Origin of the sequence: Nocardia sp. NRRL S-836, assembly GCF_001279525.1 — a bacterium.
Lineage (GTDB): Bacteria > Actinomycetota > Actinomycetes > Mycobacteriales > Pseudonocardiaceae > Lentzea.
In genome coordinates this window covers 125,532-143,255 of sequence record NZ_LGDY01000103.1, presented here as the reverse complement: position 1 = coordinate 143,255, position 17,724 = coordinate 125,532, and the positions used below count along the sequence as shown (strand labels likewise).

The following is a 17,724-nucleotide window of genomic DNA, read 5'->3' as shown; positions in this document are numbered from 1 at the left end:
CCGGTGACGCCGGCGGCCTCACCCTCCCCGAAGCGCCGCAAACGCGCGGTGCTGCCGTACCTGCTGATCGCGCCGACCGTGCTCACCACCGCGTACCTGCTGGTGTACCCGTTGGTGCGCAACGTGATCATCTCGTTCCAGCGGTTCGGGCTGCCGGAGCTCGTGCGCGGTGACGCCCAGTTCGCCGGGTTCGCCAACTACGCGAAGGTGCTCGCCGACCCGGAGTTCTGGGCCGTGGTCCGCAGGACGCTGTGGTTCACCGCGGTCAACGTCGTGCTGATCATGCTGCTGTCCACGCTGGTCGCACTGCTGCTGATGCGGCTCGGGAAGTGGTTGCGGCTGCTGGTGATGGGCGGGCTCGTGCTCACCTGGGCGACGCCCGTCATCGCGGCCACCACGGTGTTCCAGTGGCTCTTCCAGTCGCGGCTCGGCGTGGTCAACTGGCTGCTGGTGGCGCTCGGGTTCGAGCAGTACCGCGACTACACCTGGTTCGCCGACGGCGAGGCCACGTTCGGCATCCTCGTCGGCTTGATCGTGTGGCAGTCCGTGCCGTTCGCCGCGCTGTCTCTATACGCCGCGATGGTCACAGTGCCGACTGAACTGTACGAGTCCGCGCGGATCGACGGCGCCGGTGCGTGGCGGGTGTTCGCCACGATCACCTTCCCGGTGCTGCGGGCCATGTTCGGCCTGATCACGTGCCTGGAGGTGATCTGGGTGGTCAAGGCGTTCGTGCAGATCTGGGTGATCAGCCAGGGCGGGCCCGGCCAGGCGACGACGACGCTGCCGGTGTACGCCTTCCAGGTCGCGCAGTCGTTGCAGCGCTACGACCTCGGCGCCGCCGTGTCGATGCTCATGGTGCTGCTGCTGGTGATCGCGCTGCTCGCGTACTTCCGCGTGCTCTACCGGCAGGAGCGGGACGCGTGACCGGGCGGGTGCTCAGGACGGTCGCGGCGCTCGTCGTGTTCGCCGTGGCGGTGTTCCCGGTGTACTGGATGGTGCTGACGGCGGTCAAGCCGACGCGGGACATCCAGAGCGCGACGCCGACGTTCCTGCCGATCCCGGTGACCTTCGAGCACTTCGGCACAGCGGTCGCCGCACCGGGCTTCTTCTCGTTCTGGCGCAACAGCCTGATCGTCGCGGGCGGTGCGGTGCTGCTGGCGTTGCTGGTGGCCCTGCTCGCGGCGTACGCGGTGGCGCGGCTGCGGTGGAAGGGGCGGCGGGCGTTCGTGCTCATGGTGTTCGTCGCGCAGATGACGCCGTGGGAGGCGCTGCTGATCCCGATCTACGTGATCGCCCGCGACACCGGCCTGCTCGACACGCTCTGGATCCTCACGCTGGTCTACTTCATGATCACGCTGCCGTTCACGGTCGTGACGCTGCGCGGGTTCCTCGCCGCCATCCCGCCCGACCTGGAGGAGGCGGCGCTGGTCGACGGCTGCACGCGCGGGCAGGCGTTCCGGCGCGTGGTGTTCCCGCTGCTCGCGCCGGGGCTGCTGGCGACCTCGCTGTTCGGGTTCATCACGGCGTGGAACGAGTTCGCCTTCGCCAACGTGCTGATCATCAAGGACCAGGACGACCGCACGCTGCCGGTGTGGCTGTCGTCGTTCCAGAACACCTTCGGCACCGACTGGGGCGCCACGATGGCCGCCTCGACGCTGTTCATGCTGCCGGTGCTGCTGATCTTCGTCGTGCTGCAGGGCCGGGTCACCACCGGCATCGTCGGGGGAGCGGTGAAGGGATGACACCTGTGCTCGTGCCACAACCCACGCGCATGGTCGCCAGGGGCAGGGGTTTTCCGCTCACCGCGGAGACCGCGATCCGGCCGGGCCCCGGCGCCGAGGGGGCCGCCCGGATGCTGCGCACGTTGCTGCGCCCGGCCACCGGGCTGCCGCTGCCGTCGACCAACGACGGGCGGATCGTGGTGGCGCTGGACGAACGGCTGGTCGGCCTCGGCCGCGAGGGCTACGCGCTCACCGTCACCGAGCACGGCGTCCTGCTGCGTGCCGGCACGACCGTCGGCCTGATGCACGGCGTGCAGACGATCCGGCAGTTGCTGCCCGCCGCGGTGTACCGGTCGTCGCGAGTGTCCGATGTGGACTGGGTGCTGCCCGGCGTCGACGTGCGCGACGTGCCGCGGCTGCCGTGGCGCGGGCTGATGCTCGACGTGGCGCGGCACTTCCAGCCGGTGCACGTGCTGCGCCGGTTCGTCGACCTGATGGCCGTGCACAAGCTGAACGTCCTGCACCTGCACCTCACCGACGACCAGGGCTGGCGCCTGCCGGTGCCGGGCTACCCGCGGCTCACCGAGGTCGGCGGCTGGCGGCCGGAGACCGACGGCGACGGCGTTCCGCACGGCGGCAGCTACACGCGGGCGGAGCTGGTGGGCCTGGTGGCGTACGCGGCCGGGCGCGGGGTGCGGATCATGCCGGAGATCGAGATGCCCGGCCACGCCCGTGCCGCCATCGCGGCCTACCCCGAGCTGGGGGACGGGCGGAACCTGCCGGTCTGGACCCGGTGGGGCATCAGCGACTCCGCGTTCAACCGCGACGCCGCCGGGTTCTGCCGCGCCGTGCTGGCCGAGGTGCTGGAGATCTTCCCCGGCTCGCACGTGCACATCGGCGGCGACGAGTGCCCGTTGCCGGAGGAGGACCGCGGCTGGTTCCTGCGGCAGGCCGCCCGGTTCCTGCTCGACAACGGCCGCACGCCCGTCGCGTGGGAGCCGATCGGTGACCCGCGGTCGGTCGTGATGCCGTGGCGCGACGCGGACCAGGCGCGGGCGGCGCTGCACCGCGGCCAGGACGTCGTGATGGCCCCGCACACGTCGACCTACCTCGACTACCCGCAGTCCGACTCGCCGGACGAACCACCCGGCCAGCCCGGTTTCGTCGTGACCGCGCGGGACGTCTACCACGTGCCGCTGCCCGACGGCGTGCTCGGCGCCCAGTGCCAGCTCTGGACCGAGCACGTCCGCACCCGCGAACACCTGGAGCGGATGGCGTTCCCGCGGCTCGCCGCACTCGCCGACACGCTCTGGGCCGCCGAGCCGTCGTGGGAGGGCTTCCTGACCCGCATGCGCCCGCACAACGCCCGCCTCACCGAGCTGGCACTCCGTCCACTTCAGACAAGAGAGGAGCTCGTCTCCCGGTCCACCCCTGCCGTACCCAGGAGAGAATCGTGAAGAAACGCACCCTGATCGCCCTGACCGCCGCCGCACTGACGGCGGCCGGCCTCGCGACCGCGCCCTCCGCGTTCGCCGCCGACGCCCTCACCGCCCACCACCGCACCAGCGCCGCCGCCGCGTCCGTCGACCAGGTCGAACCGTGGCTGAAGCTGGTCAACACCGGCACCACGACCGTGCCGCTGTCCGATGTCAAGATCCGCTACTACTTCCAGTCCGACACCCCGGACGTCGGCTACCGCTTCGCCTGCTCGTGGGCGGTGCGCGGCTGCGGCAACGTCACCGGCCAGTTCGGCACCCTGTCCGGCGGCCCGGCCGACCGCTACCTGGAGGTCGGGTTCACCTCGGGCGCAGGCACGCTCAGCCCCGGCGCCGACACCGGCGACCTGCAACTGAGGTTCTACCGCAGCAACTGGAGCCGGATCGTCCAGAGCGACGACTACTCGTTCCGCGCGGACACGAGCTACTCGCCGTGGTCGAAGGTCACCGTCCACCGCGGCGGCACGCTGCTGTGGGGCACCCCGCCCGGCGGCACGTCACCGACCACGACGACGACCACCACCACGTCGTCGAACCCCGGCACCGGCCCGGCGCTCTTCGACGACTTCAACTACTCCAGCTCCAGCGACAGCCGCATCGCTCAGCGCGGCTGGACCGTGCGCTCCGGCGGTGGCGGCCCCGGCGTGCCCGGCGCGACCTGGGACCCGTCGCGCGTCACGTTCCCGACCGTCGGCGGCCAGAAGGTCCTGCGCCTCGACTCGTGGAACAACGGCTCGGCCGCCGCGCAGACCGAGCTCTTCCACCAGCGCAAGTTCTTCGAGGGCACCTACGCGGCCCGCGTGAAGTTCTCCGACGCGCCCGTCTTCGGCCCGGACGGCGACCACGTGGTGCAGACGTTCTTCACCATCACGCCGTTGAACGCGCCGATGGACCCCAACTACGGCGAGATGGACTTCGAGTACCTGCCGAACGGCGGCTGGGGCGAACCGGCCAACATCATGTACGAGACCACCTGGGAGACCTACCAGAACGAGCCCTGGGTCGCCGACAACATCCACAACGAGCAGCGGCAGAGCTGGGCCGGCTGGCACGACCTCGTGATCCAGGTCGGCGGCGGCCGCGTGAAGTACTTCATCGACGGCGCCCAGGTCGCCGACCACGGTGACAGGTACTACCCGGAGACGCCGATGTCGATCAACTTCAACCTGTGGTTCATCTCCGGCGGCCTGGTCGGCAGCGGCGCCGAGCGGGCCTACCAGCAGGAGGTCGACTGGGTGTACTTCGCGAAGGACCGGGTGCTCTCGCCCGCGCAGGTGACGTCCGCGGTGAACGGCTACCGCGGCTCCGGCGTGGACCACGTCGACAACGTGTGAGTGCCGGTGGGCCCGGAGATCCGTGCTGTCAGGGCGGGCTCCGGGCCCTTCCCCGTCTCGACGCCGGCGCCCAGCGCGCGCAGTTGTGCGGTGACGTCGTCGGGATGTTCGACGTGGAAGTGTTGCAACTCCAAGCCTTGCGGCGCCGTGGCCGCCGGCGACGGGGTGGTGCCCCAGCTGATCAGGAACGGGATGACACCGCCCTGGAGGGCGTTCGTGGTGAGGCGCCAGCGCAGGACGGCGCCCTCGGGGGTGCGGCGCTGACCGTCGATCACCGGGCCGGGGTCGAAGCCGTTCGCCGCCGCGCGTTGCCGTGCCCCGTCGATGTCGTCCGTGCCGAGCGCCCAGCCGACGAGGCCCGGTCCGGCCATGCCGTCGACGCCGAACGGGCGGGGCAGCGCGGGCTCGGGCTGCGCGGGGTCCGGCGCGATGAGCTCCAGGTAGGTGTGCGGGCCGAGGGCGAGCAACCGGTTGTGGGTGCCCATGCCGACGTGCTGACCACCACCGGCGGCACGCACGCCGAACCGTTCCTCGAACTCTTCGACTCCGGCTTCCAGGTCCGCGACGGCGTACACCAGGTGGTCGATCCGCACGTGCTCCTCCATCAGTCCGTGGTGGCGAGGTAGACCCAGGCGGGACCGCTGCCCAGCTCGACCAGGCACCGCCGGTAGTCGTCGACCTCGTAGACGTCCGCCGCCGCGAGCTCCTCTGCCGTGACGGTCAGGACCGTGCCCTTGGCCGTGTCGGCGGGATCGCCGGTGTGGCGCACGATCGGGTGCCGGTCGGTGCCGCTGAGCGCGACGACGTCCGGGTCGGTGATCGTGACCCAGTCCTGCCGGTGGCCGGGCAGCACGTCCGGCTCACCGGCGAGCACGCGGCCGAACTGCCGCAGCTGCACCGGTTCCCGCTGCAGGGTGCCGTAGGAGAACAACCGTGCGGTGGCACCGGCCGGGTCACCGATGCGGCGCAGCACCGGGTTCGCGACGTCGTCGTTGCCGACGACGATCGTGGCACTCGCTGCCGGGCCGACCTCGGCGAGATAACGGCGGCTCGCTGAGTGGTAGCGGTGCTCGAAGCTGTGCGCGGCCTGCTCGACGCCGCCGAGGAGTGTCGCGTCGCGTTGGGTACCGCGGTCCTTGGCGACGTCGAACGCGGTGTCCACGAAGACGACCTCGTCCCAGGTCAGGTCGCGTTGCAGGAAGCTGCCGTCCACGACGAGCACGAGGTTCTCGGGGGCGGTCAGCGGCGGTTCCTCGACCGGGGTGTCCGCGCGCAGGTCGATGATCCGCTGCCGGTAGCGGCGGTCACCACCCGGCCCGAGCGGGTCCAGCACCACGCGGGCGAACGCGGCGAAGTCGTAGGCGTCGGCGTAGTAGCCGTCGGCGGAGTCACGGCCCTGGCGGTGCCGGTGAGCGCGCGGGTGGTGGAAGCCGTCCATCGACAGGTGGGCGGCCGGGACACCGCGTGCGGCGACGGCGGCGGTCAGCTCGCGGGCCAGGGTGGTCTTGCCCGCCGCCGTGACGCCGTCGACGGCGACGCGCAGCGGGTGAGCGGACCGGTGACTCGCGAGGTGGTCGGCGATCCGGCCCACGACCCGGTCCCGCGCCGCTGAGGTGATCATGCGGTCAGCCTACGTGCGGGTAGCCGGGTTGAGGGGCGGCGTGGCGGGTGGGGAGGCACGCGGTCTGGGCGGCCGGGAGAGGTGGAGGGCGGAGGAGGTGGAGGGCGGGGTGCGGCGGCGCGTAGCCCAGGCAGCCGGGCGAGATGGCTGGGGGCTCACGTGTGGCCGAGCGGGCGATCTCCAGGCGGGTGACGTAGCGCCTGGTCCTGGGCGGTGGCCGTGCGGTGCCTGCGCGATCCGCAGAAGCCGCAATCGGGATGGGCTTGTGCCCGCAGGAGCGGAGCATATGATGCCCGAATGCCGAATCTGCGGATAAGCGAGGCCGCCGCTCTGCTGGGGGTCAGCGACGACACCGTGCGCCGGTGGGTCGACCAGGGGCGGTTGGTGGCCACGGTGTCCGAGAACGGGCGCAAGGCGATCGACGGCAAGGAGCTCGCGGCGTTCGCGCAGCGGATAGCGGAGGGCAGCGAGCCGGGGACGACGGTGGCCGCGTCCGCCCGCAACCGGATGCGGGGGATCGTCACGCGGGTGCTCAAGGACGGCGTGATGGCGCAGGTCGAGATGCAGGCGGGGCCGTTCCGGGTGGTGTCGCTGATGAGCAGGGAGGCCGCGGACGAGCTCGGCCTCGAGATCGGCAGCGTCGCGGTCGCGTCGATCAAGTCCACCCACGTCGTCGTCGAGATCCCGGAGGCGTGACCATGCGTCGTGTGTTCGTGGCAGCGGTCGCGCTGGCCGTCGCGGGGTGCGGGGCCGGTGAGCCGACCGGTGGCGGGATCACCGGGGACGTCACGGTGTTCGCCGCCGCCTCGCTCACCGAGTCCTTCACGAAGCTGGGCGCGGAGTTCGAGGCCGCCCACCCCGGCACGAAGGTCAGGTTCAACTTCGGCGGCAGCTCGGCGCTCGCCCAGCAGCTCGGCAACGGCGCGCCCGCGGACGTGTTCGCCAGTGCGGCGCCGGCCAACATGAAGCAGGTCACCGACACCGGGACGATCGCGGACGCGCCACGCACGTTCGCGCGCAACCGGTTGCAGATCGTGGTGCCCAGGGGCAACCCCGGGAAGATCAGCGGGCTCGCCGACTTCGCCCGGCAGGACGAGAAGATCGCCCTATGCGCGGAGCAGGTGCCGTGCGGTGCCGCCGCGAAGAAGGTGTTCGAGATCGCGAAGGTGACACCGCGGCCGGACACCCTTGAACAGGACGTCAAGGCCGTGCTCACCAAGGTCTCGCTCGGCGAGGTCGACGGGGCGCTGGTGTACCGGACCGACGTCCAGGCCGCCGGGGACAAGGTCGAGGGCATCACGTTCGCCGAGGCCGACAAGGCGGTCAACGACTACCCGATCGCCCCGCTGGCGAAGGCGCCCAACGCCGCCGCTGCCAAGGCGTTCGTCGAGTTCGTGCTGTCGGAGAAGGGCCGCTCGGTGCTCACCGCAGCCGGGTTCGACGGCGCGTGACCAGGCGGCCAGAGACCAGGCGGCACCGGCTGCCGGTCGTCCTCGTCCTCCCCGCGCTGGCCGGGCTGGCGTTCCTGCTGGTGCCGCTGGCCGGGCTGCTGGTGCGGACGCCGTGGGCGGAGCTGCCGGAACTGCTGAGCGCCGAGGTCGGCGAGGCGTTGCGGCTCAGCGTGGTCTGCGCGTCGCTGGCCACGGTGCTGTGCCTGGTCCTCGGCATCCCGCTGGCCTGGCTGCTCGCACGCTCCGGGCTGCCCGGCCGCGGCGTGCTGCGGGCACTCGTCACCGTGCCGCTGGTGCTGCCGCCGGTCGTGGGCGGTGTGGCGTTGCTGCTGGTGCTGGGGCGGCGCGGGCTCGTCGGGCAGCACCTCGACGGGTGGTTCGGGATCTCGCTGCCGTTCACCACGGCCGGGGTCGTGCTCGCCGAGGCGTTCGTGGCGATGCCGTTCCTGGTGATCTCCGTCGAGGGCGCGCTGCGGGCCGCCGACCCGCGGTTCGAGGAGGCCGCCGCCACGCTCGGTGCCTCGCGCTGGCTGACGTTCCGGCGGGTCACGCTGCCGTCGGTGCTGCCCGGAGTGGTCGCGGGCGCGGTGCTGTGCTGGGCGCGGGCGCTGGGCGAGTTCGGTGCCACGATCACCTTCGCCGGCAACTTCCCCGGTGAGACCACGACCATGCCGCTGGCCGTCTACCTCGCGCTGGAGACGGACCCGGACGCCGCGATCGTGCTGAGCGTCGTGCTGCTGCTGGTGTCCGTGGGTGTGCTGGCCGGTCTGCGCGACCGGTGGATCAGCGGGCCGTCATGACCCTGACCGCCGCCCTGCGCGTGACCCGCGGGAGCTTCTCGCTGGACCTCGACCTCACCATCGCACCCGGCGAGGTGGTGGCGCTGCTCGGCCCGAACGGGGCGGGCAAGACGACCGCGTTGCGCGCGCTGGCCGGGCTGCTGCCGCTCACCGGCGGCCGGATCACCGTCGGCGGAGCGACCTGGGACGGTCCCGGCGCGTTCCTGCCAGCCGAGGACCGCCCGATCGGCGTGGTGTTCCAGGACTACCTGCTCTTCGCGCACATGTCGGCGCTGGAGAACGTCGCGTTCGGACTGCGCGCCCGCGGCACCCGCAGGGCCACGGCCCGTGCGGTGGCGGCGGACTGGCTCGGCCGCGTCGGTCTCGCCGACCACGCCCTCGCGAAACCGCGCACGTTGTCCGGTGGTCAGGCCCAGCGGGTCGCGCTGGCCCGCGCGCTCGCGACCGGCCCGAGCCTGCTGCTGCTCGACGAGCCCCTGGCCGCGCTGGACGCCGGGACGCGCCTGCAGGTCCGCGCCGAGCTCGGCCGCCACCTCGCCGACTTCACCGGCCACACCCTGATCGTCACCCACGACCCGCTCGACGCCATGGTGCTCGCCGACCGCCTGGTGATCCTGGAGGGTGGCCGCGTCGTCCAGGAAGGACCGCCGGCCGAGGTCGCCCGCCGCCCGCGCACCGGGTACGTGGCGGACCTCGTCGGCCTCAACCTCTACCGCGGCACCGCCGACGGCACCGCGGTCGCACTGGCCGAGGGCGGCACCCTCACCGTCGCGGCACCGGCTCGGGGCGCGGTGCACGTGGCGTTCCCGCCGACCGCGGTCAGCCTGCACCTGGACCGGCCCACGGGCAGCCCGCGCAACACGTGGCCGGTGACCGTGGCGGCGGTCGAGCAGCACGCGCACACCACGCGGGTGCGGCTGGACGGTGCGCCGCCGGTGCTGGCGGACATCACCACGGCGACCCTCGCGGACCTGCGGCTGCGGCCGGGCGACGAGGTGTGGGCGGCGGTGAAGGCGACCGAGACGCACACCTACCCGGTCTGACGACCACCGCCGCGGTGTCAGTCGTCGTCGTGGCGGCACAGCAGTGCGGACCCGAGTGCCGTTCGCTGGTGCAGCACGGACAGTCCCTGCCGGACCGTCGTGAGCAGCCCCGCCTCCCGCAGCACGGTGGTGTGCCGGCTGACCGCGGACGGCGACGCGCCCAGCCGTGCCGCCAGTTCCGTGGTCGTGGCACCCGCGCCCACCGCCGCGAGCACCGACGACCGGGTGGTGCCCAGCAACGCGGCCAGCGCGCCCTCCGGCCGGGTGCCGGAGGAGAGTTGGCGGCGCCACGTCCAGTCGTGGTGCACCGGGTAGACGAGCGTGGGCGGCAGACCCGGATCGGCCAGCGCGACGGGCGTGCGGCGGCAGAAGTAGGACGGCACCAGGCGCAGGCCGCGGCCGCCGAGGTGCAGGTCGCGGTCGTAGGAGTACTGGACCTCCAGCACGGGCGGGCGCCAGTTCATCAACGGCCACATGCCGCGCAGCAGGCCCTCGGCCCCGTCGCGGGCGAGCCCGCAGCGGTGCATGCGGTCGGTCTCGACCGCCTCGTCGATCAGGTCGCCGTACGGCTCGACGACGGCGGCGTGGTAGCGGGCGAGCGTGTCGGTGAGGTCGGTCAGCGCCGCGGAGTCGCCCTCCACCAGCGGACGCGTCCACCGCGGAGTCGGGCGGACCGCGGCCAGCCTGGTGAACTCCGAGCGCAGGCGGGCACGCGGGGTCGCCCTGATCGCCTGGAGAGCGCTCGACAGGCCGTCCGCGCCCTCGGGCGGCGTGAGGAAGTCGGGGAAGTAGGGGCCCAGCGGTGCGAGCACGGACAGCATGCCCACGCCCGAGCGGATCGCCGCCCGCGCCGGGCTGCGCCGGACCGCGCGCACCCACGGCTCGAACAGCAGGCCGCTGTCCCGCTCGGTCAGCCGCAACCAGCTGAACACCATCTCCCACAACGGATCGACGTGATCCGCCACCCGCGTCCGCTCCAGATCTCCTGCCGCGAAGTGGACACGCAGCAAAAGCAACCTCCCCCTGAACAGGTCACCGCTGGCAACCGTACCGGGGGAGTCAATTCCTTGTGCCGCAACCCCTGCGGCGGTGCAGGGCCGGGCGCGGGATCCCTGGTCCCGCGCCCGGCCCCACGTCAGCGCGAGCTCAGCCGCAGCTCGTGCTGATCCACTTGTGCGACCGCAGCTGGTACGTGCCGGCCAGGTCGCCCTTCTTCCCCTGTTTGGTGCAGCCGATGCGGTTGTTGTACCCGGTGTTGCGGTAGTAGGCGACGCCGGTGGCCGACGACGTGCCGGCGTTGTAGACGGACTTGACGTTCTTCGTGGTGGCCCACGAGCACCTGTAGGTGCCCGCGGTCCAGTCGTCGTCGGCCACGTCCCACATGCAACGGCTGCCGGTTCCCCCGAAACCGGTCCAGAAGCAGACGTTCCCGGTGCTGCAGTCCCAGGCGGCCAGCGCCTGACCGGTCTGGTCGTCGTAGGCGGCCACGCCCTGCGACACCGGCGCGGCCGGGGCAGCGGCCTGCGCGGGTGCGGCGAGCCCCACGACGATGAGCACGGCTGCCGGGAGCAGCGTGACCAACACTCGCTGAACGAGCTTCAACGATCCCCTCCTTCACTGCCGATCGACCGGGCACCACCGGGTTCGGTGCTGCCCGGCCGCGGTGACGCCGGGACTGTACGGACGCCGCGGAAGGCGGGAAAAGCTATTGCGGTGAGGCGCAAAACCGGCCGGGACGTTGGGCGGTTGCGCCCAGGCGGGATACGGCCGATCGGCGGCTGTGGTGGCGGCGTGCACGGAGGGAGGCGCACCCCGGTGACCGGTGGGCTCGCCGATCGGAGAGGATCCGCGGCCATGGGGACCGCGCCGAACTGGCTCAGCCGCTACGAGAGCGGGCAGCGCGACCAGGTCTGGCTGGAGCTGCTGCGGCTCGGCGACCGGGTGCGCGAGTCCGGCTGGGCCGACGAGGCACAGCTGGTGTGCGACGTGATGGCCCGCCGCGCCCGGCACAACGTCGAGCTGATCGTCGAACGGCTGACCGCCGACGGCTACCGGTTCCACCGCAACGACGACGAGCAGACGCCGGTGCGGCCGCACGTTCCGCCCACGCCGGCCGCCGGTGCGTGCGTGGCGTGGCTGGAGGAGACGTTCGGCCCGGTCCCGATGACGTTGTCGTCCTGGGTGCGGATCGTGGGTGACGTCTGGCTCGTGGGCACGCATCCTGAGTGGGAGGCGTCGTCGGCGGCCGACCCGCTCGTGTTCGAGGTCGAGAGGGCCAGGTCCGCGAGCGCCCACCTCGAACGGGAGTGGGCGGACCACCGGGAGGCGGAACCAGGTGCGGCCGGGCTGTTCGTGCTGCCGACGGCGCCGGACATGCTGCACAAGAGCAACACCAGCGGCGGCGGCCCGTACGGGATCGTCCTGCCCGACGACCGCGCGGACGGGCTTTTCTCGTGGGAGACCACGATGCCGTTCGTGTCCTATCTGAACTGGGTCTTCGCGAACGGCGGTTTTCCCTGGGACACCGGGGAAGACGGCCAGTGGGCGGTGCGGTACCGCCTCGGCCGGGACCTGCTGGTCCTCTGACCGAGGCGGCACCGCGTGTGGATCAGGCGCCGAACCACCGCGGCAGGTGCGCCACCAGGTCCTCCTGGGAGTCACCGGCCCACGCGACGTGCCCGTCCGGCCGCAGCAGCACGGCGGGCACGTCCAGCTCCTCGCTCACGTCCACGACGTGGTCGACCCGGTCCGCCCAGCCCTGGACCGAGAGCTGACCGGTCTGGTCGAGCAGCAGCCCGCGGCCGGTGCGCAGCAGCTCGAACAGCCGGCCGTGCTTGAGCCGCACGTCCTTCAACCGGCGGCCCAGCAACGGGTGCCCGTCGCCGAGGTCGTAGCGGACGCTGACCGCCGTGATCTTCTCGATGAGGTACCGGGTCACCTCCTCGAAGTCCATCAGCTCCGACAGCAGCCTGCGCACCGCCCGCGGACCCGGCTCCGGCGTCATGAGCTGCACCTGGGCGCGCGTGTTGTCCAGCACGGCCGCGGCCACCGGGTGCCGTTCGGCGTGGTAGCTGTCGAGCAGGCCGTCGGGTGCCCACCCGTTGACCGCCGCGGCGAGCTTCCAGCCCAGGTTGACCGCGTCCTGCACGCCGAGGTTGAGGCCCTGGCCCCCGGCGGGCGGGTGGACGTGGGCGGCGTCACCGGCCAGGAACGCCCGGCCCACGCGGTACCGGTCGGCCAGGCGCGTGGCGTCGGTGAAGCGGGACGTCCAGGTCGGCGAGTGCACGCCGAAGTCCGTGCCCGCCACCGCGACCAGGCGGCGCTTGAACTCGTCGAGGGTCGGCGGGGTGCGGTCGTTGGTGATCTCGTCCGCGGTGACGACGACGCGGTACGCGCCGTTCATCGGGCCCACGCCGAACCACGGGTTGGTCTCGCGGATCTTCATGACCTGGGCCGTGAGCTCGTCCAGCGGCGTGGTCACCTGCATCTCGCCCAGCAGCGTCTCCAGAGTGGCCGGCTCGCCGGGGAAGCCGACGCCCAGCAGCTTGCGGACCGTGCTGCGGCCGCCGTCGCAGCCGACCAGGTACCGGCCGCGCACCTCGGTGCCGTCGGCCAGCCGTGCGGTCACCCCCTCGTCGTCCTGGGTCACGCCGACGACCTCGCTGCCGCGCCGGACCTCGGTGCCCAGCTCCACCGCGTGCTCGGTGAGCAGGCGGTCCGTCAGCGGCTGCGGGATGCCGAGGATGTAGCCGTGCGCGGTGTCCATGTCCGCGGGCCACGGCTTGAGGATCCCGGCGAAGAACCCGCCTATCTCGTGCTTCTTGCCCAGTTCGAGGAACTTCTCGAGCAGGCCGCGCTGGTCCATCAGCTCGATGCTGCGCACGTGCAGGCCGAGCGACCGCACCACCGGGCTCGGCTCCGGCTCGCGTTCCAGCACCACCACGTGCACACCGTGCAGGCGCAGCTCCCCGGCCAGCATGAAGCCGGTCGGACCGCCGCCGACGATGATCACGTCATACATGTGGATTCCCCATTCACCAGTGTTGCGCGGTGAAGTGTGGGGTACGAACGGGGTCTTGTGGCAAGGCCCCCTGTGCGCTATATGTTGAAGTGGGAGGAAGAGGTCTTCCTCCCTTTGTCGTGTGTGGACCTGCGCAGCGGACGGCTCGGCGCGCCGGGGAAGCACCGAAGCGCTTCCCCGGCCCCATCGGTCACCACCAGCTGGCGCAGCTCCCGCTCACGCTGTCGCACAGGCGGAAGGCGATCTTCGCGACGTCGGAGTACGAACCCGAGAAGCTCGAGTTCCGCACGACCCCGTCCTCGCGTCGCTGCAGGTCGGCGCACTGCTGGGCGGCGGAGGCGTCAGGTCTCGATGAACCGGGCGTGGAAGTCCCAGCCCTGCTCGGCGCCGCCATTGGGCGACCACTGGACGACCTTGGCGCCGTTGGCGGTGCTGCCGCCGCCCTCGACGGACATGCACTTGCCGCTCTTGCCGTTCACCAGGTTGTAGTACGTTGCCGCGCTGGCCGACGGGGTCACCGCCAGCGTCACCGCCGCAGTGGTTCCCACCACGGCAAGACCGGCGAAAACCGTTCTGGCGAAAGGAAACATCGCACCTCAAATCGGTTTGATCAGCCCGTCGCCAGGTCACGTGCGCGGTGGGGCCGCGCGAGGAGTCGATGATCGAGTTCGGACGGTGTTCATCCGGGCGTCACCCGGCGACCGCGGTGCGCGAACGACGGCGAGCCCCCTCCGGGTGTGGGACCGGAAGGGGCTCGCCGGCGGCACCGGACGTGCCACGGGAGAAGACGGCCTACGCGCCGACCTCGAACGTGGGCGCGAACACCCGGTCGAACTCGACGTGGCGGCGCTGACCGGTGAGGGTCAGCCCCAGTGCGGTGTGCACGTCCGCGCTCGACCGGCCGACGCGGAGCTCGACGGCGCCCGGGTCGACCTGGCGGCGTCCGGCCCTGCCGGTGTACGAGGTGAGGTCGGCGTGCAGGGCCGCCGTGACGGTGCGGGTCTCGCCGGGTTCGAGGTCGACCTTCAGCGCGCCGATCAGCTGCTGCACCGGCCGCGCGACCTCGGCGACCGGGTCGTGCAGGTAGATCTGGACGACCTCGGTGGACGCGCGCGAGGTGTCGTTGCGCAGCGTCGTGACCACGCGGCACGTGCCGTCGGTGGGCCACTCGGCCGCGTCGGTCTCGACGGACACCCAGGTGACCGGCGCGTACGACAGGCCGTGCCCGAACGGGAACAGCGGGGTCGGGTCGACCGTGCTGACGTCGCTGCGCGCACCGAGCGGCGCGCTCAGGTAGGTCGACGGCTGCGTGGCACCGCTGCCGGGGAAGCTCACCGGCAGGCGGCCGGACGGGTTCACCCGGCCGCTGAGGACGCCCGCGAGTGCCGCGGCACCCTCCTCGCCGGGGTAGAAACCGCACACCACGGCCGCGAGGCGGTCGATCTGCCGGGACAGCTCGTACGGGCGGCCCGACAGCAGCACCAGCACGACCGGGGTGCCCGTCGCGATCAGCGCTTCGAGCAGCTCCTCCTGCCTGCCGGGCAGCTTCAGGTCGCTCGCGTCGCAACCCTCGCCGGACGTGCCGGCGCCGAACAGGCCGGCCTCGTCGCCCAGGACGGCGATGCACACCTCGGCCCCGCGAGCCGCTTCGACCGCCGCCGCCAGCTCGTCGTCGGTGCCGCCGAGGACCGTGCAGCCGGCCTCGAACCGCACGTCGTGCTCCTGGCCCAGCGCGTCCAGGACCGTCGGCACGTTGATGCCCATCGGCACCTCGGGGTGGTGCACGCCGACGTGCAGCGGGAACGAGTAGCAGCCCAGCATCGCGCCGGGGTCGTTCGCGCGCGGGCCGACCAGGGCGACGCGGCGCCGCTCGGTCAGCGGCAGCACGCCCTCGTTGCGCAGCAGCACGACCGAGCGCTCGGCCAGCTCACGGGCGAGCGCGCGGGACTCGGCGTCGTCGAGGTCGAGTCCGTCGGGACCGGCGTCGGGCTCGGGGGAGTAGCCGGGGTCGAGCAGCCCCAGCTCGCACTTCTGCGCCAGCACACGGCTCAGCGCCCGGTCCACCAGCGCCTCGTCGACCCGGCCCTCCTGCACCGCGGTCAGCAGGGGGTCGCCGTAGCAGTCCACAGTGGGCAGTTCGACGTCGATGCCGGCCACCAGCGCCTGGGCCGCCGCGTCCTCCCGGTCGGTGGCGACCGCGTGCAGCCGGTACAGGAACGGGATCGCGAAGTAGTCGGCGACCACGGTCCCGGTGAAGCCGAAGCGCTCGCGCAGCAGTCCGGTGAGCATCGCCGGGTCGGCCGCGACCGGAACGCCGTCGACGTCGGTGTAGGAGTTCATCACCGACCGCGCGCCCGCGTGCAGCGCCATCTCGAACGGCGGCAGGAACACGTCCGCGAGCTCACGCGGGCCGACCGACACCGGCGCGAGGTTGCGGCCCGCCCTCGACGCCGAGTAGCCGGCGAAGTGCTTGAGCGTGGCCACGACCCCTGCGGACTCCAGACCGGCCACGTAGGCGGCGCCGATCGTGCCGACCAGGTGCGGGTCCTCGCCGATGGTCTCCTCCACGCGGCCCCACCGCAGGTCGCGCGCGACGTCGAGCACGGGCGCGAGACCCTGGTGCACGCCGAGGCGGCGCATCGAGCGGCCGATGCTGAACGTCATGCGCCGCACCAGGTCCGGCTCGAACGAGGCACCCCAGCACAGCGGTGACGGGAAGGCGGTGGCCTGCCACGCGGCGAGGCCGGTGAGGCACTCCTCGTGCACCATCGCCGGGATCCCGAACCGGGTGCTCGCGATGATCTGCCGCTGGCTGCGGGCAAGGCTGTGCGCGCCCACCTCCGGTGCGATCGGCCGGGTGCCGAAGACGCGGGTCAGCTGCCCGATTCCGTGCCGGGTCAGCTCGTCGAAGTCCGGCGGCCGCACGATGAGGTCGTGCTGGTGCGGCGCCATCTCGCCGGCGGAGTCGATGCCCACCCAGATGCCCTGCAGCTGCGCGATCTTCTCCGGCAGGGTCATCCTGGCCACGAGGTCGCGCACGCGGTCGGCGACGGCGGCGTGCGGGTCGCGCCAGAGTTCTGCCGAGGTGGTGGCTTCGGTCGTCACATGATCTCCAGGGGTCAGGAGGACAACGCTCGGGTCGAGTGCCGCGCGATCAGCTCCGTGCCGAGCGTGACGTGCGTGTCGTCCGGGGTCTCGCCGTTGATGAGTCGTACCAGCAGACCGATCGCGCGGTGGCCCATCTCGCGGATCGGCTGCTGCACCGTCGTCAGCGCCGGAGTGCACAGCGCGGACTCGGGGATGTTGTCGAAACCGACCACCGACAGGTCCTCCGGCACGCGCAACCCCAGTGCGACAGCGGTTTCGATGGCCGCGATGCCGGTGATGTCGTTGGCGGCGAAGATCGCGGTCGGGCGGTCGGGCCCGGTGAGCAGGTCCCGCGCGGACGCCGCGGCCACGTCGTGGTCGTAGTCACCGCGCCGGACCAGGTCCTCGTCCACCGCGACACCGGCCGCCGCGAGTGCCCGGCGGTAGCCGGTTTCGCGCTGCTGGGCCGACTTCAGGTCCGCGCGGCCGGTGAGCAGCGCGATCCGGCGGTGGCCCAGCGCCAGCAGGTGCTCGGTGGCGAGCCGCCCGCCGGTCAGGTTGTCGGAGTCGATGGTCGGCAGCGCCGCCCGGCCGGTGTGCGGGTCGACCGCCACGACCGGTGTGCCCGGCAGCCCCTCCAGGTCCACGGCGGGCGTGACGAGCACGGCGCCGTCGACCAGGGTGCCGCTCAACCGGCTGAGGTAACGGCGTTCCCAGCCCTCCGGGTCACCGGTGCGCCCGCCGGCCGAGTAGACGACGAGCTCGAAACCGGTGCCGCGGATGGCGTCCGCGGCACCTTTGAGCAGCTCGGTGCTGAACGGCTCTATGTCGGCGACCAGGATCCCGATGACGTTCGTGCGGTGGTTGCGCAGGCTCTGCGCGACCAGGCTCGCCTCGTAGCCGAGCTCCTTGATCACCGCCGTCACCCGCGCGAACGTGTCGGCGGAGACGCCGTAGCGCTGGTTGAGGACCTTGGACACGGTGGCTACCGAGACGCCGGCCTGAGCGGCGACATCACGGATGGTGACACGTGAGCGTGGGGGCACGGGGGTGAGACTAGCCGTGTAAAACGTTATCGACAACGATTGACACAGCGGGATCGAGACGGAATTCTCTCCAACCACCGCAGGGCGTTCACCACGCCCCGTCC

General features: G+C 72.2%; 17 protein-coding genes. 9 read left to right on the top strand and 8 right to left on the bottom strand.

Annotation, left to right across the window (positions count from 1 at the left end; genetic code table 11):
- Positions 1–3: 3 nt before the first annotated feature.
- From ADL03_RS22310 to ADL03_RS22295, 4 genes are read left to right on the top strand one after another with little or no spacing between them, the layout of a single operon-like run.
- Complete coding sequence (locus ADL03_RS22310) at positions 4–924, top strand: carbohydrate ABC transporter permease (protein ID WP_197288550.1); 921 nt, start codon at positions 4–6, stop codon at positions 922–924.
- On the top strand, positions 921–1,742 hold the full coding sequence (locus tag ADL03_RS22305) for a carbohydrate ABC transporter permease (protein WP_231642123.1): 822 nt from the start codon (positions 921–923) through the stop codon (positions 1,740–1,742). Before ADL03_RS22310 ends, ADL03_RS22305 begins: the two co-directional genes overlap by 4 nt.
- The gene (locus ADL03_RS22300; RefSeq protein ID WP_053735456.1) at positions 1,739–3,178 is read left to right on the top strand and encodes a beta-N-acetylhexosaminidase; all 1,440 of its coding nucleotides are present in this window, start codon (positions 1,739–1,741) and stop codon (positions 3,176–3,178) included. The genes ADL03_RS22305 and ADL03_RS22300 overlap by 4 nt, the downstream gene beginning before the upstream one ends.
- Positions 3,175–4,551: a cellulose binding domain-containing protein gene (locus tag ADL03_RS22295; RefSeq protein WP_053735455.1), complete on the top strand. Its 1,377-nt coding sequence runs from the start codon at positions 3,175–3,177 to the stop codon at positions 4,549–4,551. Before ADL03_RS22300 ends, ADL03_RS22295 begins: the two co-directional genes overlap by 4 nt.
- Here the strand turns inward: ADL03_RS22295 and ADL03_RS22290 are convergent.
- Both ADL03_RS22290 and ADL03_RS49710 read right to left on the bottom strand, forming a co-directional pair.
- The gene (locus ADL03_RS22290; protein WP_053735454.1) at positions 4,512–5,156 is read right to left on the bottom strand and encodes a VOC family protein; all 645 of its coding nucleotides are present in this window, start codon (positions 5,154–5,156) and stop codon (positions 4,512–4,514) included. The two genes, ADL03_RS22295 and ADL03_RS22290, sit on opposite strands and share 40 nt — an antisense overlap.
- On the bottom strand, positions 5,156–5,512 hold the full coding sequence (locus tag ADL03_RS49710) for a gamma-glutamylcyclotransferase family protein (protein ID WP_231642148.1): 357 nt from the start codon (positions 5,510–5,512) through the stop codon (positions 5,156–5,158). Before ADL03_RS49710 ends, ADL03_RS22290 begins: the two co-directional genes overlap by 1 nt.
- 957 nt (positions 5,513–6,469) lie before the next feature.
- On the opposite strand from ADL03_RS49710, the gene ADL03_RS22280 reads away from it, so the two are divergent.
- The 4 genes from ADL03_RS22280 to ADL03_RS22265 are packed head-to-tail and all read left to right on the top strand — an operon-like array spanning position 6,470 to position 9,466.
- Positions 6,470–6,868 (top strand): molybdopterin-binding protein, encoded by a 399-nt coding sequence (locus ADL03_RS22280; RefSeq protein WP_053735452.1) that lies wholly within the window; start codon positions 6,470–6,472, stop codon positions 6,866–6,868.
- A 2-nt stretch (positions 6,869–6,870) separates the two neighbouring features.
- Positions 6,871–7,623: a molybdate ABC transporter substrate-binding protein gene (modA, locus tag ADL03_RS22275; protein WP_053735571.1), complete on the top strand. Its 753-nt coding sequence runs from the start codon at positions 6,871–6,873 to the stop codon at positions 7,621–7,623.
- Positions 7,620–8,423 carry a molybdate ABC transporter permease subunit gene (gene modB, locus ADL03_RS22270; protein ID WP_053735451.1) on the top strand — a complete coding sequence of 268 codons (804 nt, stop codon included), beginning with the start codon at positions 7,620–7,622 and terminating at the stop codon, positions 8,421–8,423. The genes modA and modB overlap by 4 nt, the downstream gene beginning before the upstream one ends.
- Positions 8,420–9,466, top strand: coding sequence for an ABC transporter ATP-binding protein (locus ADL03_RS22265; protein ID WP_053735450.1), 1,047 nt, complete (start codon positions 8,420–8,422; stop codon positions 9,464–9,466). Before modB ends, ADL03_RS22265 begins: the two co-directional genes overlap by 4 nt.
- 17 nt (positions 9,467–9,483) lie before the next feature.
- Here ADL03_RS22265 and ADL03_RS22260 read toward each other — a convergent pair whose 3' ends face one another.
- Together ADL03_RS22260 and ADL03_RS22255 are read right to left on the bottom strand one after the other, a co-directional pair.
- Positions 9,484–10,476, bottom strand: a complete 993-nt coding sequence (locus ADL03_RS22260; RefSeq protein WP_053735449.1) for a helix-turn-helix transcriptional regulator — start codon at positions 10,474–10,476, stop codon at positions 9,484–9,486.
- Positions 10,477–10,612: 136 nt separating this feature from the next.
- Entirely contained in the window at positions 10,613–11,068 is a 456-nt protein-coding gene (locus tag ADL03_RS22255; RefSeq protein WP_197288549.1) for a peptidase inhibitor family I36 protein, read from the bottom strand.
- A gap of 252 nt (positions 11,069–11,320) precedes the next feature.
- Between ADL03_RS22255 and ADL03_RS22250 the strand changes: the two genes are divergently transcribed.
- The gene (locus tag ADL03_RS22250) at positions 11,321–12,052 is read left to right on the top strand and encodes a hypothetical protein (protein WP_053735448.1); all 732 of its coding nucleotides are present in this window, start codon (positions 11,321–11,323) and stop codon (positions 12,050–12,052) included.
- Between the two features lie 22 nt (positions 12,053–12,074).
- On the opposite strand, the gene rox is transcribed toward ADL03_RS22250, so the two are convergent.
- The 4 genes from rox to ADL03_RS22230 all read right to left on the bottom strand — a co-directional run bounded on the left by rox (position 12,075) and on the right by ADL03_RS22230 (position 17,620).
- Complete coding sequence (rox, locus tag ADL03_RS22245; protein ID WP_053735447.1) at positions 12,075–13,487, bottom strand: rifampin monooxygenase; 1,413 nt, start codon at positions 13,485–13,487, stop codon at positions 12,075–12,077.
- Positions 13,488–13,828: 341 nt separating this feature from the next.
- A complete protein-coding gene (locus ADL03_RS22240) occupies positions 13,829–14,038 on the bottom strand; it encodes an RICIN domain-containing protein (RefSeq protein WP_053735446.1) in 210 nt (69 codons plus the stop codon).
- Between the two features lie 241 nt (positions 14,039–14,279).
- Positions 14,280–16,592 (bottom strand): beta-glucosidase, encoded by a 2,313-nt coding sequence (locus tag ADL03_RS22235; RefSeq protein WP_053735445.1) that lies wholly within the window; start codon positions 16,590–16,592, stop codon positions 14,280–14,282.
- A 14-nt stretch (positions 16,593–16,606) separates the two neighbouring features.
- Positions 16,607–17,620, bottom strand: a complete 1,014-nt coding sequence (locus ADL03_RS22230; protein WP_053735444.1) for a LacI family DNA-binding transcriptional regulator — start codon at positions 17,618–17,620, stop codon at positions 16,607–16,609.
- Positions 17,621–17,724 lie beyond the last annotated feature (104 nt).

What these genes read in the sequence shown, in the direction of transcription:
- modA (WP_053735571.1), top strand. Translation starts at nt 6,871, where the DNA reads ATGCGTCGTGTGTTCGTGGCAGCGGTCGCGCTGGCCGTCGCGGGGTGC.
- ADL03_RS22280 (WP_053735452.1), top strand. Translation starts at nt 6,470, where the DNA reads ATGCCGAATCTGCGGATAAGCGAGGCCGCCGCTCTGCTGGGGGTCAGC.
- ADL03_RS22250 (WP_053735448.1), top strand. Translation starts at nt 11,321, where the DNA reads ATGGGGACCGCGCCGAACTGGCTCAGCCGCTACGAGAGCGGGCAGCGC.
- ADL03_RS22290 (WP_053735454.1), bottom strand. Translation starts at nt 5,156, where the DNA reads ATGGAGGAGCACGTGCGGATCGACCACCTGGTGTACGCCGTCGCGGAC.
- rox (WP_053735447.1), bottom strand. Translation starts at nt 13,487, where the DNA reads ATGTATGACGTGATCATCGTCGGCGGCGGTCCGACCGGCTTCATGCTG.
- ADL03_RS22300 (WP_053735456.1), top strand. Translation starts at nt 1,739, where the DNA reads ATGACACCTGTGCTCGTGCCACAACCCACGCGCATGGTCGCCAGGGGC.
- ADL03_RS22265 (WP_053735450.1), top strand. Translation starts at nt 8,420, where the DNA reads ATGACCCTGACCGCCGCCCTGCGCGTGACCCGCGGGAGCTTCTCGCTG.